Source organism: Flagellimonas sp. CMM7, from assembly GCF_021390195.1.
GTDB lineage: Bacteria > Bacteroidota > Bacteroidia > Flavobacteriales > Flavobacteriaceae > Flagellimonas.
On the sequence record NZ_CP090003.1, the window covers coordinates 2,068,933 to 2,083,371 of the forward strand.

The window sequence follows — 14,439 nt, forward strand, 5'->3', positions numbered from 1 at the left end:
TGGTTATTTTTTGAATTTTTCCAAAGCCGCTTTTGTTGCTGACGATAATGCCAGTTTACCAGATTGTTCTGCCCGGTCCAATAGTAATTTGCTCCAATGTTCTGTGCCCTCCCATAGTGCACGTTTCATCTGGGCTAAAGCCTCTGGGTTATAGGAAGCTAGTTTTTTAGTGTGAAATTCCAATTCTTTGTCCATTTCAGCTATAGAATCAAATACCTTAGAGAACAGCCCTTTTTCCTTGGCCCAATATGCATTTTTCCATTCTGTTGGAGATAGGGATAACTCTGCCAATCCCGCTTTTCCAATTTTTCTTTCTACAGCTGGCGCAATGACCAAAGGTGCAATACCAATAGAAATTTCAGAAAGTTTAATGGAAGCTGCTTCCGTGGCATACACATAGTCACAAGCGGAGGCCAAGCCAACCCCGCCGCCAACTGCTTTGCCCTGTATTCTTCCAATGATAGGTTTTGTGCATATTCTCATGGCATTGATGACGTTGGCAAAACCACTAAAAAAAGCTTTTCCTTCTTCAAGATTAGAAATGGCCACCAACTCATCAAAAGATGCCCCTGCACAGAAAGCACGTTCTCCTTCAGATTTTAAAAGAATTATGGAAACTTCATCACTTTTTGAAAGCTTGTCGAGTTCTTTGGTAAGGCGCTCCAACAATTCTGATACAAAAGAATTGCTAGCCGGATGGCCAAATTCAATTGTTGCTATGCGGTTTTCAATTTTGGTGTAAAGACTTCCGTTGGCTCTATCTGTGGACATTATTGTAGATTCTTAGTTCTTCCGGATACTAAATTAACTGTTTTGGACCAAGGGCTTAAATTTTCTTCGAAACTTCCAGACCAAGGCCAAGCCACGTATCAACATCCAAACCACAAATGCTATCCAAATGGCATTAAACCCCCAGCCTAAATACTTACCTAAATATAACGCGGGAATAAACCCTAGAAAAGTAGCGGTCAACAAGACATTTCTTAGGTATTTCATTTCTCCCAATCCTTTAAAGAGGCCATCAAAAACGAATGCTAAAGTGTTCATTGGTAAGCCAATAATTACGATAAAGAAGATTCCATAAAAAGTTTCCAGAACAATAGCTTCATTTGAAAAAATGTGCCCAATAGGTTTGTAAAAAACAAATCCGAAAATCATTAGGATAAGACTTATGAGCAAACCGTAAGTGATGATTTTTTTGGATAGTTTCCAAAGGCCTTTGTAGTCTTTGGCTCCTAATAATTTTCCTCCCATACTATTTCCAGCAGCACCATATCCGTCAATAAAAAAGGCGGCAAACAACCATAGGTTTATGGCAATGGTATGGGCACCTATGTATCTGTCACCAAGAGCAGTTGCCTCGCGAACGGCAATGATCAAGGCGGCATTAAGTGCCAATGCCCTAACGAATAAATTTAAACTCATTATGACCAGTCTCTTTATTTCTTTGTTTAAAGGAAAAACCAATTTTAAGCTTATCTCTGTTTTTTTGAGCAACATGATGAAGACCAAAATGGCCATAATAGCCTGAGAGATTAGGCTGGCCCAAGCGGCTCCCTCTAAATACATTGCAGGGATGAGACCTTCTATACCGTAAACAAAAATAAAATCCAAAATAATATTGAGTACAGCCCCAATTAGGGCAATAATCATTGGATAATACGTATTCTGCAAACCTCTAAAGATTCCAAAGACGGCAAAAGTGAAAAGGGTAAGTGGAAATCCCCATACTCTAATGGAATAATAGGATATGCAATATTCCAATATCTTCCCGGTAGCTTCAAACAAACTAAAAATTTCTTCTACGATAAAGATGGTTGAGAGCAGTAAGAAGATGCTCAAAAGGATATTAAAAAAGATAGCCTGTGCGGGTAGATTTTTAACCTCTTCTAGTTTTCCAGCACCTAGATATTGTGAAATTATGGCGGAAATGGAACTTCGGGTTTGACCTAATACCCAAATGAGCATGGACAAAAAGGAACCTACGATTCCCGCCGCTGCCAAAGATTCCAAACCATCAATAGGAATATTGCCTACAATAGCTGTATCCGTTATAGATAGTATGGGCTCTGCAATACCAGAAATGGTTGCAGGAACGGCAAGGTGGTTTATTGTCTTAAAATTGACTTCTGTTCTCAAAGTCAGCGCAAGTTACAGTACTAATTCATAACAATGAAAAGGATGTACACTTTGTTTTGGAAAGAAGATATCGTCCAATTTTTGATAGCCTCTTTGCTCGTAGAACCTTTGATTCCTTTTGTTCTGTGAAAAAGTATCTAACCGTACTGACACAAAGCCATTGGATTTGGAATACGCTTCACCAAAATCCATCAATTCTTGGGCATACCCCTTGCCCTGATATATGGGGTCTACACCCAGACGATGTATGTAAATACTGTTTCCGTTTGGTGTAAGCCATTGGATTGGGACATATTCTTCATCCATATATGTTGAGATAACGATAGTGCCAATTACCTTTCCATTACTTTCTTTTACATAAAGTTCATTTCTTTCCAAATCATTTAAAAAAGTACTTTCTGAAGGGTAATTGTCGTTCCATTGAAAAATTCCGTTATCACTCATTTTAATGGCACAAGCCTTGGTAATGTTCAGTATATCCTTTATTTCAGATATCTTTGCATGTCTTATCATGGATTCATTTCAATTAAATTGTAAATTTAAGGTATAATCATAACCACCATACAATGAATAATATACTGGTACCCATAGGAACTTCTCCTAATTCTGCTGACACACTTCAATATGCCATTGACTTTGCTGCAAATTTTGGAGCGCAAGTTTTTGTAATGGATGTATTTTCCGTTACATCAGGAACAGGAAGTCTTGCCAATGTTAAAGAGAAAGTGGCTAAAAGTAGTAAGGAGCACTTGAAGGAAGTTATTGAAACGGTTAACACAAATGGTGTTGAAATAAAAATCGCTACATACAATGGCGACATTGTAGATGGCCTTAAAGAAATTGATAAAGAGCTTGGCATAGATTTGATGATTATTGCTCCTAGGAGTAATGCGATAGAGGAGGAGCTTTATTTGGGAAACACCACTGGTAGAATAGTGAAGCAGACTAACATTGCTACTTTGATAGTTCCTAAAGGAACGGTGTTTAAGCCCTTAAACAATATCATGACAGCCTTTGGCTCGGGAATTCTTAAGAGGAACAGAATCCTAAATCCGCTGGTTGCCATTAAAGATAAATTTAGGTCCAACATTACGCTTCTTTTGGTAAAAAGACCGGGATATTCTGAGGAAGACCTTCAAGTAAATACAGCACTTTTAGACCTTAGCCAACAGTTGACCATTACAGAACATGCAACCACCTATCTTGGAGTCTTGGAGCACTTTCAAAAACAACAACCTGAGATGCTTTGCGTATTCAGAAGAAAGCGTGGATTCTTTAAGAAACTATGGGAAAAAAATACAGTTCCTAAAGCCGAGTTTTTTGTTACAATCCCGGTATTGGTGCTTAGCGTTAAAAAGTAGTAAAGGGATACATCTCAATTTTGAAACTATATTAAAAAGTCTTTCCTTTGCGCACGCTTGGGGGATTAGCTCAGTTGGCTAGAGCGCTTGCCTGGCAGGCAAGAGGTCACCGGTTCGACTCCGGTATTCTCCACCAGTAAACATAAAGGCTTCAAGGGGCTTAGACTTTTGGAGCTTTTTTATTTGCACTCAATTTGCACGCAAAATACTGCTCAAATTAAATTTGATATAACTTGATTAGATTCAATAGCCCTAGGTTCTTACTAATTCATTAAATGAGGTTCAAAATAGGTCTAACTCCTGTTGCTTTTAACTTAGACACTTGTAGGGATAGTGTCAAAATAATTGATGACACCCGTTTCTTCAGTGCTTCCAAGTGAAGCTGTAGTTTTATGAAGCTGTGAGGTAGCTGGGTCAACTGGGTGAGCCTGGTATTTTTGATCATCCAATATTCTCTTTCTCTTTACTACTCCAAAAAGTGATAGTTGAACCTGGAATTACCGGGCTAAAAGTATCTGAAGAATTTCCGAAAATCTGTGCAAGCAACTTTTTTGTTAGTAATCATTTTTCCATAACCAAATTTCTGTTCAACACATGAAAATAGTAGATTACCAATGAGATAGGTAGATTCACAACATTCTTTTTGTTAGAATGAGGGCTATAATTACTTTCATCCAGTAACATACAGAAAGGATTATGTATAATTTGTTTATTGGGCATAAAAGAGACATAGTTATATTATTGTTTTTGATGTTGGTTGGATTGGTTTCCTATTCACAAACTTTTGATGACCATTGGTGGAACGGAAACGGATATCTAATGGATTTTCGGACGTCCCCGCCTACCATTACATGCACACTTCCTTCAGACGGAGCTTTTGAGGCCACTTCCGTATGGTCGGACCCAGATTCAGGACAACTTGTTTTTTATGTTGACAATGGTGCGGTGCGTGATAGTAATGGCGTCTTATATACGAACGGAAACACCATCAATACCAACGCCACGCGTACCCAAATGGCAACGGTTATGCCAGTGCCTGGTTCTAATTTTGACCAAGTATACATATTGCATGGAGATGGAAGGGATGAGGATAGACAAGGAACCGTTTACTTTTCCATTGTAGATATCCCTTCCAAAACGGTTGTTAGTAGTAATAACATTTTGAACACCAGCACAACAGAGGCAGTTTCAGGGGTTGCAACTGGTAATGACTGTGGGGCTTGGATTGCCAGTATTTCCAATACTGTTGGATCGTGTGTAACAAATTGTGCTGCAACTTTGGGCCTATGGCTTGTAGACGATACAAACCCTCTCACCGTAGCAAGAACAAACAATCCAGACATTACAATTCCTTTACCTATAAATCTTCCCAGAAGAGGGGAACGTGCTACCATCAGATTCTCACAACAGAGCAATAGAATAGCCATAGCCATTGAAGGAGGCGGAAATACAATCAATGGAGGTATCTTTTATGCTAATTTCAATTCGGTAACCGGAGCTGTTGGTCCATGGACTAATGTTCCGAGAACAACCTCATTAAATACAGTTACTGGATATAGTGTAGAATTTTCACCTGACGGAAGCCGATTGTTCTACGCACATCAAAATTTTGTGGGGGTTAGAAATGATAATCAATCCATAGGGTGGTTCGATCCTTTATGGGTCCACGTTATAGGAAGCAATTCTTCATCATTGGTAGATGCAACCGTTGCATACTCTGGAGTGCAATTGGGGCCAGATGGTTTTTTATATTACTCGCGCTCTGGGAGTACAACAATTCGCAGAATCACAAATCCCGATACCGTTACGGGAACTACTGATGTCGTTTTTGATAATTTAAGCTTAAGTTGCGGAGCGACCCAAGGATTTAATTTTTCGCAGCAGGTAGTCTTTTTTGACACCTGTGCGCCAGATACGGATGATGATGGATTTGATAACAATGACGATATTGATGATGATAATGATGGTATAATCGACACCGTTGAAGGTACCTCGGACACTGATGGGGATTCTTTACCAGATTATCTGGATTTGGATTCAGATGGAGATGGAATACCGGATAATGTAGAGGCACAGGCCAGTACATCGTATGTAGCTCCTTCTAACATTGATAGCGATGGTAATGGATTGGATGATGCCTATGAGTCATCACCAGGTGCTGGGCAAGGCCTTAGCCCAGTAAACTCCGATGGAAGTGATGCTGTGGATTTTAAAGATACCGATAGTGATAATGCAGACGCTTTAGATACTGCAGAAGCAGGCCTTTCTTTATCTGGAAGCGATTCGGATGGCGATGGCTTGGATGACGCCGTGGATACTTCTTCCGATTATTCCGACCCTGGAGGGACGATAGACAACCCTATTGCAGGGCCTGTAATTTTAACAGATACCGATGGAGATGTTCTTACCGGAGGTGACTTGGATTTTAGGGATGTACTAGTATCCGCAGATCAGGATGGGGATGGTTTTACCAACGATGTGGATTTAGATGATGATAATGATGGTGTCTTGGATACGGATGAGTGCCCAACAAGCGCTGGAACCGTTGCTATAACGACCCCTGTTTTCAATATTCCTCAGACTGGAGGAACTTCTACGCAGACTGTAGATCTTTCTGCAACCGGAGTGCCTATAGGTGCTGCACTTACCATTTCCAATATTGTTGCCACAGGAGATTTGAACGGAACCACTGAGAACTTTTCATTAAACATCAACTCGGGTGAATTTAATACCGGTAACGTACGTACTGGTGTACAATGCAGTGCAACTCTCGACCCCCTACTTGCTCCTATTTCTACAACGATTACGGTAATTGATATTGGCGGCGGTGTCCCAGGGATTACTATTCTGGGGCAAACAACGGCAGGGGTAAATAATTTTGGCAGTTGTAATGGTGTTGATTATCAATTGGACATCAATGGAAGTTATTTTATTCCTTGTACACTAGATACGGATGGTGATGGTATTTTTAACGCTTTTGATGTTGATAGTGACGGTGATGGATGCCCGGATGCTATAGAAGCCTCTGGTAATTTTAGCAGTATACATTTGAATGCAAATAATCAATTGAGTGGAAGTGTGGATGCCAACGGTATTCCAAATGTTGTATCCCCTACAGGACAATCAATAACCGTTGCGGTTACGGACAATACAATCAGGTCTGGCTGCCCAAACACTGTTATAACCAATAGAAGAATTACATATCGGGTAAAACGAAATTAAGAAGAATTTTTCTTTCAAATGAAGAGATTAATTCAGAAAAACGATTCTTTTTTTACAAAACTTTATTCTTATATAATCAAGATGTTTACCCGATGTAAAACTAAATTCAAGATGTGTCTTTGTTACCACAAAAACATCTTGCTTTTGCGCCCAGAGGTTGCAAAAGAAAACTACGCATTAGGCGGTTGCTTAGAATAGTAAAATGAAAAAGCGAGTGAAACGAAGTTTCACGCTGCAAGCCCCCAATCTTGCCAAAACAAACCTGCTGAGCGAGGCAAAGATTCCATTTCAAAGTAAAAATGGGTCAACTTTTCTGATGTTTAAAGGGCTTTCGAGAGGATTTGACCCAATTCCCAAAAAATGACCAATGGAAAATGCTAGTTAGCCTATTCATTTGGGCTGACCAAAAGATGCCATTTCTCAGTTCATGACTTTTAGGTTTTTACTGTAAACTTTTTCAGTGTTTTTAGGATATTCCAGAGTTTTTACAGTAAAAAATGGAAATTTCATTAAGAGAAGTAATCTGTAAAAAGTAGTGATTTTATTGGTCTTATGGCCGGAAATTGGATAACGTAGCACCGGCTTGCCGTGCTACCCTCTCGCTATACCCCCAACTCCCTTTCGGTCATTGTTCGGTACACCTTTGGCAAATCAAAAAGCAGAATGCGCCCTATCGTGTTTTTGTTTTACGCTTATCTATCTGAACACTATAAAAACCCGACAGGATCCATGCGCAAAGTTTAGAGGTAAGAAATGGGACAAGTAAAAACAACCTATAATTCAACAAGCTTTTTATTGTAATCATCTAAAATTTCGCTGGGCAATGATTTCAAATAAACTTGGGTCGTGGATAATCTATTGTGGCCAAGCATTGAGGAAATTGCCTGTAGCGGTACATCTTGCAACATAGCTTGGGTGGCAAAACTGTGACGGGATACATAAGATGTTAACCGTTTCTCTATATTACATTTGACCGCAATCTCTTTCAGTCCTTTGTTATATCTTTTTCTTGCCCATAAAACATCTTTGTACTGAAGTTCAAAAATTCCTCTTTTGATTATGGGAAAGATAAAGTCAGATTTGTCCTTGTTGCTAAGATAAAATGAAAGTATTTCTTTTAGTTGAGGAGTAACACCTATATCATAAGGTTTAGAAGTTTTTCTTCTCTGGAACTTAAGACGATTATCAACAATATTTTGAACTTTCAGAAAAGCCAAATCCATAAATGAGATTCCATATAACATATAAGAAGCCAGAAAATAGTTTCTATAGTGAAACAAGCTATCCGATTCTTTCAGCTTTAAAAGCATTATGGATTTAATACTATCAGCATCAAGAGCTCTTTTTTCTGTTGGAGTGGTTTTAATTCTGTAATGGGTAAAAGGATAAGCATCTCTAGTAACCACATCTGATTTAATGGCCTTATTGAAAATTGCCTTAATCGTCCTCATATAAGTGGAAAGAGCGTTTACGGAGTTTCCCCGTGAATAATGCCAATTCTCAAATCTTTTAAGAAAGTCATAATTGACTTCGTTGAACTTGATATCATTCCCTTCAGTAAATTTTTCTAATACCTTGATTACCGCATAATAAGTATTTGCGTTTCCAAAACGTTCCGCCTTTTTTAAATCATCTATAATGTATTTGCCATATTCAATAAACGATTTAAAAGAGGAGGTTTTTACAATTTTATTTTTGAGTTGTAGAATTGATAAAAAGTCGAGTTCGTCCTTTTCATGTAGGTCATTGATTATATCTACAGCCCTGGTTTTTTCTTTCAAAAGCAGATTATTCAATTTGCTAACTGACGAAGTGCCTTTGAAAGCTCTTTTTATTTTTTCGTTTTTAGCGTCCCAATATTCTTTGCTAACAGATTGCCCTAAACTTATCGAGGTGGTTTTACGAAAATGTGTCAATCGTAAAATGATAGGATAGGAAGCATCTTTTTTCTTCCTGCGGGTATCTAAAGAAAGTTTTATATTAGTATTCATCTCAATCAAAGATAAAAAAATTTGCACGCAATTTGCACGCAAATAGTTGGTTTCATTTGATTTTAAATCACAACTAATTGAATTAAATAACTGAAAATAAATGAATTATGAAATAATATAAAGCTAGGAAATATATAAATCCTCTTTCTGGCAGGCAAGAGGTCACCGGTTCGAATCCGGTATTCTCCACTTAATAAACATAGGCCTTCACAGATGTGAGGGTCTTTTTGTTTTTTCAGAATGCACAGTTTATGCACACTTTTGAAATTTTCTTTAAAATCAAGTAAAATTTAACATAAATAGAATTAAAATCGATCAAGCTGTTGTGTTTTTTATCTAATTTTTAGATGCTGCCAACTTCAACTTTTTAGCAAACAAAGTTATCCTATAATCTGTGTATACTTAATTCCGAACACCATAAAAATAAAGAGAGTGCTCATCAATACTAACCCCAAAAGTCTCTTCAATGGTCTGTTTTATTTCTTGTATCCTAGGATCTGCAAATTCCAATATTTCACCTGTATCCGTCAAAATAATATGGTCATGCTTACCATCAAAAAAGGATTTTTCAAAATGGGCAACTTTATCCCCAAATTGATGTTTTCGAACCAAACGCGATTCCAATAAAATATCCATGGTATTATATAAGGTAGCTCGACTTACCCTATAATTTTTACTTTTCATTAAATCATACAAAGTATCTATGTTGAGATGCTCATCGGTATTATAAATTTCTTCTAGAATGGCATACCGTTCAGGTGTTTTACGGTGTCCGTTTTCTTCAAGAAAGGAAGTAAATATTCCTTTGATTATTTTAAAACTACTAACACAGGCCATACGAGATTTTTTAAGTAAATGTTAAGCCAATTCGTTCTTTAGATTAACCATTGCAATATACTTATATTTATTTAGATTTATTAAAAATAATATCTATGTTTGTTTTTTCAAATAAAGGTAATAGTGGGTATCGTTTTAATTTTTCTCGGTTGTTTTCTGCTTTATGCAAAGTCAAAACACTTTCCAGAACAACTAAATAGCATCAAGAAAAAAGCTAATGAGAAGCCCTTGGCAGCAAGGCTTATTGCATATCTACTTTTCATCTCATCAGCAATTTTATTGTCGTTTCAATTGGGATTAGCAACTGGCCTGCTCACTTTTTTAATCACTTTGCTTTTGAGCCTGTGTCTTACCATTATGTTACTACCACTGCATAAGAAATATGCTTATTTCCTTGCCATACTAAGTTTAATCGTAATAGTAATTGAAAATATTCTGTAAATGCCTGCCAACCAAAAACACCTATCAAGTCCCGGCCAAAGAATTCTAAAAATTACCGCAGGCATTCTCGGGGGGTTCTTTGTAACCATCTTTTTTCATAATGCCCTTGGAAGTTTACTCGAACAAAAAGGTGCCCTGATTATTACCACTGCTTACACCTCCTTTTTTCTTTGGGCCGCATTGTTGGTCATAGCTTTTTTAGCTAAGAATGGCTGGAAAGTATGGGGAATATACCTCCTATTGACCTTAATCTTTGGTGCCATAATCTTTCTGAATAAATAAAACCGACTATGAAACTCAAGGCCCTCAAACCTAGATTATACAATGCAATGTTCCATACCCATACTGTATCGGGTATTGTAATCAGTTTTGCGCTATTTGTATGCTTTTATGCTGGCGCAGTAGCTCTTTTCATGGATGAATTATATCAATGGGAGAATCCCGCAGCCCGAATAGAGCATGTTGATCCTGCTACAGTCGATTATGATAAGGTAATCAGCATAGTCAATGAAAACGCAGAAAATTTTGACAAAAGCCTGACTTTTGGTATTGCTCCTCCAACTGAGGCCAATCCATTGGTGACTTTATATGGAAGGGATAAAACGGAGGAAGGTAAGTTGACGTTCTTCACTGCCATACTTAATCCCAATACCTACGATGTAATATCCATCGGCGATGAGCCTAGCACCCATATGGCACGGACCATTTATGAGCTGCACTATTTCCATCAGATTCCTGTGGTTGGACTTTATCTATCTGGATTTGTTGCTTTTTTCTTCTTGTTTGCGGTCATTACCGGAGTTTTGACACACTGGAAAAACATCGTTAATAAATTTTACGCCTTTACCACGAAAGGGAAATGGAAACAGATTTGGACCAACGGACATATTTCACTAGGATTAATCACGTTGCCTTTTCAAGTAATTTATGCCGTAACCGGTGCATTGCTTGGGCTTTCTATATTGCTGTTGGCACCAAGTGCCATTTTGATGTACAATGGAGATACTACAGAGGTTGTTAAGGCAGCAAGACCAGATGCAGGAATAAAATATGATGAAAATGCAGAAGCGATTGACGATGGCGTTACTTTCAACAGCATCTACGACAAAGTAAGTGCTGCTTACCCAGAAAACAACCTCACCTATATTTACGCAACAAATTATGGTAAAGAAGATGGCACAATAGGAGTACGTGTAAATGATTATAAGAGCATTGGAGGTGAGGGTATATTTGTATATGGCTATAATGATGGGCAATTAAAAGAGGCCATTGAACCTGAGACAAGATCATATGCTAAAGGGGCATATGGTGTGTTGATTAAACTTCATTATGCGACCTACGGAGGGATTTTCCTTAAAATAATCTACTTCCTTTTGGCAATGATTACCTGCTATATCATAATCAGTGGAATAATGATATGGCGCACTGCTCGGGATAAACCTAACTATACGGACAAGCAAAGAAGGTTTCACCATAGAGTTACTAAATTCTATTTGGCGATTACCCTTTCCATGTTCCCTGCCCTAGCGTTGATATTCATTGCCAATAAGCTAGTTCTGTTGGCAATGGAAGGAAGAGTACCCATTGTAAACTCAATTTTCTTTATTAGTTGGTTGATTCTTACAATCCTTGGGTTGTTTTGGAACGATTACCGCAAATTGAATAGAAACTATATCGTTCTTGGCAGTATTTTTGGGCTTCTTATTCCCATTGTCAATGGGGTAATCACAGGAGACTGGATATGGAACTCCCTTGTAAATAAACAGTACTATGTTTTCAGCGTGGACTTCACTTGGTTGATTATCGGAGTATCTGGATTATTGATTAACCGATATTATTTGAACCGTCCTTCAAAAGTTGACAAAGCGGAAATCGTCGAAAGGGAAATTATAGATGTACAAGCCCGTAAGTTAGCAAAAGAAAAGCCTGCACCAGTACTACAAAACGCCATTAAGTCTAAGTAGAGAATCCCCAATTAAGTATAATCATGACTTCATCAAATACTTTATTTATAATAAGTCTAAATAAAAATAAAGCATTAGATTTGCTCACCTAAAAAGTAGAACCAACCATAAAATGAAGAAAATACTATTTTTCTTATTGCTGATTCCAACAGCAATCTTAGCCCAAAACAGATACAATATTTCTGGAATCGTAAAAAGCGAAAATGGGGAGCCTCTAGCTTATGCCACCATAAATCTTGACAGAAACAATAAATACGCCGTTGCTAATGAAAATGGTATCTACCAAATCAAAAACGTCCGTAGCGGAGACTACACAATTACCGTAAGTTCTATTGGTTTTGCCACCAAAACCCAAGCTATTTCTGTAAATGGTGATTTAACATTGGATTTTACCCTAATAGAAGATGTTCAAGCCTTGGACGATGTCATTGTCGAGGGTAAAAAATCTTCCACCAAACAGGAAGAAAGGGCTATCACCATTGGTAGTTTTGAATTGGCCGATGTGGTTTCACAAACTAATATTCTAGCCGATGCCGTGGACAAAATTGCAGGTGTTCGTATCCGTCGTTCTGGTTCTTTGGGAGACGGTGCCGACGTTTCCATCAATGGACTAAATGGAACGGCTGTGAGGACATTTGTTGACGGAGTACCCATAGAGTTTTTGTTTCCAGGAACCGATATTGCCACATTGCCATTAACGGGAATACGACGAGTGGATGTTTTCAAGGGTGTACTTCCTGTGGACATTTCTTCGGATGCCCTCGGAGGTGGAATCAATATCATTACAGAAGAAAATACGGTAAATAGGCTACGAGCATCGTACAGTGCTGGCTCATTCAACACCCACCTTGGAGATTTTAGCGTAACCTTAACTGATGGCAAAGAGAGTTTTGTAAAAGTTACTGCCGGAGCCAATTATTCTGACAATGACTATACCTTCAAAGCTCCCATTCGTGTATTGAATCCAGATAACGGGCAACCTGTGGATTTAGAAGAACCTTTGAACATAAGACGGTTCCACGATCTCTATCGCTTACAGTATAGTACCGCCACATTGGGTACGTATAACAAAAAATGGACGGATCACGCTGAGATTGCCTTCAACTACTTTGATACTTTCCGTGAATTTCAGAATAATGTTAGCCCTATTTCCAATGTCGCCATAGGTGAAGCAATAGGTGAACGTGAAAATGTAGCCATAGTTGCCAAGTATGATAAAACGTTGATTAAGGATAAATTGAAATTGAAGACCATATCCAACTACAGTGACCTATTTACAAAGTTTGTGGATACCACATCAAACACCTACAACTGGTTAGGAGATATCATCGATACCAATGGGCGAAGAGGGGAATTTGAAGACGGAAGCCCCGCACTCACAGAAACTACCACAAAAAGCCTTGTAAATCGATTGACCTTGAACCTTCAAGTGTCTGAAAACAGCAATTTGATCTTTAGCAATCTTTTGGCACATCAAGACCAAGAACTCAAAGACTTCGATATTGATGACCCCACACAATTTGGAGTAGCCCCAGAACAGAAAATCACCAAGAATATTTCGGGCTTGCAATATGATAATACCTTATTCAATGAAAACCTTGAATTTTCCGCAGCCTTAAAATACTATACCTATAAATTGGTTGGTTTTAGTAATCTCAATAGGGTTGCTATTGAAAGTACAGAAGGGTTTTTGGGTTGGAATGGTAGTATTCAATACAAGCTCACCGATGTATTTTCGGTAAGAGGTTCTTATGAACGTGGCTTTTTAATTCCTGAGATTGTACAGTTTGCTGGTGATGGATTGAATGTGGCTCCCAATGGAGAACTACAACCAGAGGAAAGTGACAATTTTAATCTTGGGTTTCGATACAATAAGCGTTATAACGAGAATTATCGATTAGGGTTAACAGCGAACGGATTCCTAAGAAAGCAACGGAACTTCATCTTTATTGATGCCAATGCCGCAAGACAACAGAACGCAAACATAGGCGACATAGATTCACAAGGTTTTGAAACGGAATTACAGTTCAATTTCCTTAAAAACTTCAATTGGAACACCAATGTCAGTTTCGTTGACAAAACCATAGAACGATTTGCAGTCGATACGGCAACAGATGACTCTGTGGGTTCTCAATTGCCAAATACACCCCGGTTCTTCTACAACACAGAACTATCGTGGCAAACGGAGGATATCTTCAATTCAGGTGTAGATGTTCGGCTTTATGGATTGTACACCCATGTGGATGTATTCAATATTCGCCCTGTTTCTGACGGCGAAACCTTAGAAACTACACCAGACGCCTTTGTCCCTGAGCAAGACCGATTTGATGCCGGCGTTTCCCTGAGTTTCCTCGACAAAAAAATTACAGCTGCATTCAATGTGGTCAACATCACAGATGAAGACTTATTCGACAATTTTAGCATTCCGAGACCGGGGCGCAACTTCAACTTTAAACTGATTTATGAGATTTCCAATTTTTAATG

Annotated in this window: 10 protein-coding genes and 1 tRNA gene; 6 read left to right on the forward strand and 5 right to left on the reverse strand. The window is 38.3% G+C overall.

The window, feature by feature from the left end; genetic code table 11:
• Window positions 1-3: 3 nt before the first annotated feature.
• The 3 genes from LV704_RS09450 to LV704_RS09460 are packed head-to-tail and all read right to left on the reverse strand — an operon-like array spanning window position 4 to window position 2,652.
• Entirely contained in the window at window positions 4-771 is a 768-nt protein-coding gene (locus tag LV704_RS09450; protein ID WP_163420620.1) for an enoyl-CoA hydratase/isomerase family protein, read from the reverse strand.
• A gap of 33 nt (window positions 772-804) precedes the next feature.
• Window positions 805-2,139: an MATE family efflux transporter gene (locus LV704_RS09455; RefSeq protein WP_163420619.1), complete on the reverse strand. Its 1,335-nt coding sequence runs from the start codon at window positions 2,137-2,139 to the stop codon at window positions 805-807.
• A 12-nt stretch (window positions 2,140-2,151) separates the two neighbouring features.
• Window positions 2,152-2,652 (reverse strand): GNAT family N-acetyltransferase, encoded by a 501-nt coding sequence (locus LV704_RS09460; RefSeq protein ID WP_163420618.1) that lies wholly within the window; start codon window positions 2,650-2,652, stop codon window positions 2,152-2,154.
• A gap of 53 nt (window positions 2,653-2,705) precedes the next feature.
• Here LV704_RS09460 and LV704_RS09465 point away from each other — a divergent pair, with 53 nt between their 5' ends.
• The 3 genes from LV704_RS09465 (at window position 2,706) to LV704_RS09475 (ending at window position 6,722) form a co-directional block, all read left to right on the forward strand.
• Window positions 2,706-3,500, forward strand: coding sequence for a universal stress protein (locus tag LV704_RS09465; protein ID WP_163420617.1), 795 nt, complete (start codon window positions 2,706-2,708; stop codon window positions 3,498-3,500).
• Between the two features lie 59 nt (window positions 3,501-3,559).
• Window positions 3,560-3,636 (forward strand) — tRNA-Ala (locus tag LV704_RS09470).
• Window positions 3,637-4,196: 560 nt separating this feature from the next.
• Window positions 4,197-6,722, forward strand: coding sequence for a hypothetical protein (locus LV704_RS09475; RefSeq protein WP_163420616.1), 2,526 nt, complete (start codon window positions 4,197-4,199; stop codon window positions 6,720-6,722).
• A gap of 773 nt (window positions 6,723-7,495) precedes the next feature.
• Here LV704_RS09475 and LV704_RS09480 read toward each other — a convergent pair.
• Both LV704_RS09480 and LV704_RS09485 read right to left on the reverse strand, forming a co-directional pair.
• Complete coding sequence (locus tag LV704_RS09480) at window positions 7,496-8,713, reverse strand: site-specific integrase (protein ID WP_163420615.1); 1,218 nt, start codon at window positions 8,711-8,713, stop codon at window positions 7,496-7,498.
• Window positions 8,714-9,115: 402 nt separating this feature from the next.
• Window positions 9,116-9,550, reverse strand: a complete 435-nt coding sequence (locus LV704_RS09485; RefSeq protein ID WP_163420614.1) for a Fur family transcriptional regulator — start codon at window positions 9,548-9,550, stop codon at window positions 9,116-9,118.
• Window positions 9,551-9,991: 441 nt separating this feature from the next.
• Between LV704_RS09485 and LV704_RS09490 the strand changes: the two genes are divergently transcribed.
• From LV704_RS09490 to LV704_RS09500, 3 genes are all read left to right on the forward strand, one after another.
• The gene (locus LV704_RS09490) at window positions 9,992-10,273 is read left to right on the forward strand and encodes a hypothetical protein (protein ID WP_163420613.1); all 282 of its coding nucleotides are present in this window, start codon (window positions 9,992-9,994) and stop codon (window positions 10,271-10,273) included.
• Window positions 10,274-10,281: 8 nt separating this feature from the next.
• On the forward strand, window positions 10,282-11,955 hold the full coding sequence (locus LV704_RS09495; protein ID WP_163420612.1) for a PepSY domain-containing protein: 1,674 nt from the start codon (window positions 10,282-10,284) through the stop codon (window positions 11,953-11,955).
• Window positions 11,956-12,067: 112 nt separating this feature from the next.
• A complete protein-coding gene (locus LV704_RS09500) occupies window positions 12,068-14,437 on the forward strand; it encodes a TonB-dependent receptor (protein ID WP_163420611.1) in 2,370 nt (789 codons plus the stop codon).
• The last annotated feature ends 2 nt before the right edge of the window (window positions 14,438-14,439 follow it).

Bases quoted from the DNA above. Each gene is read 5' to 3' on its own strand.
- LV704_RS09465 (WP_163420617.1), top strand. From the start codon at position 2,706: ATGAATAATATACTGGTACCCATAGGAACTTCTCCTAATTCTGCTGAC.
- LV704_RS09490 (WP_163420613.1), top strand. From the start codon at position 9,992: ATGCCTGCCAACCAAAAACACCTATCAAGTCCCGGCCAAAGAATTCTA.
- LV704_RS09450 (WP_163420620.1), bottom strand. From the start codon at position 771: ATGTCCACAGATAGAGCCAACGGAAGTCTTTACACCAAAATTGAAAAC.
- LV704_RS09480 (WP_163420615.1), bottom strand. From the start codon at position 8,713: ATGAATACTAATATAAAACTTTCTTTAGATACCCGCAGGAAGAAAAAA.
- LV704_RS09475 (WP_163420616.1), top strand. From the start codon at position 4,197: ATGTATAATTTGTTTATTGGGCATAAAAGAGACATAGTTATATTATTG.
- LV704_RS09485 (WP_163420614.1), bottom strand. From the start codon at position 9,550: ATGGCCTGTGTTAGTAGTTTTAAAATAATCAAAGGAATATTTACTTCC.
- LV704_RS09495 (WP_163420612.1), top strand. From the start codon at position 10,282: ATGAAACTCAAGGCCCTCAAACCTAGATTATACAATGCAATGTTCCAT.
- LV704_RS09500 (WP_163420611.1), top strand. From the start codon at position 12,068: ATGAAGAAAATACTATTTTTCTTATTGCTGATTCCAACAGCAATCTTA.
- LV704_RS09460 (WP_163420618.1), bottom strand. From the start codon at position 2,652: ATGATAAGACATGCAAAGATATCTGAAATAAAGGATATACTGAACATT.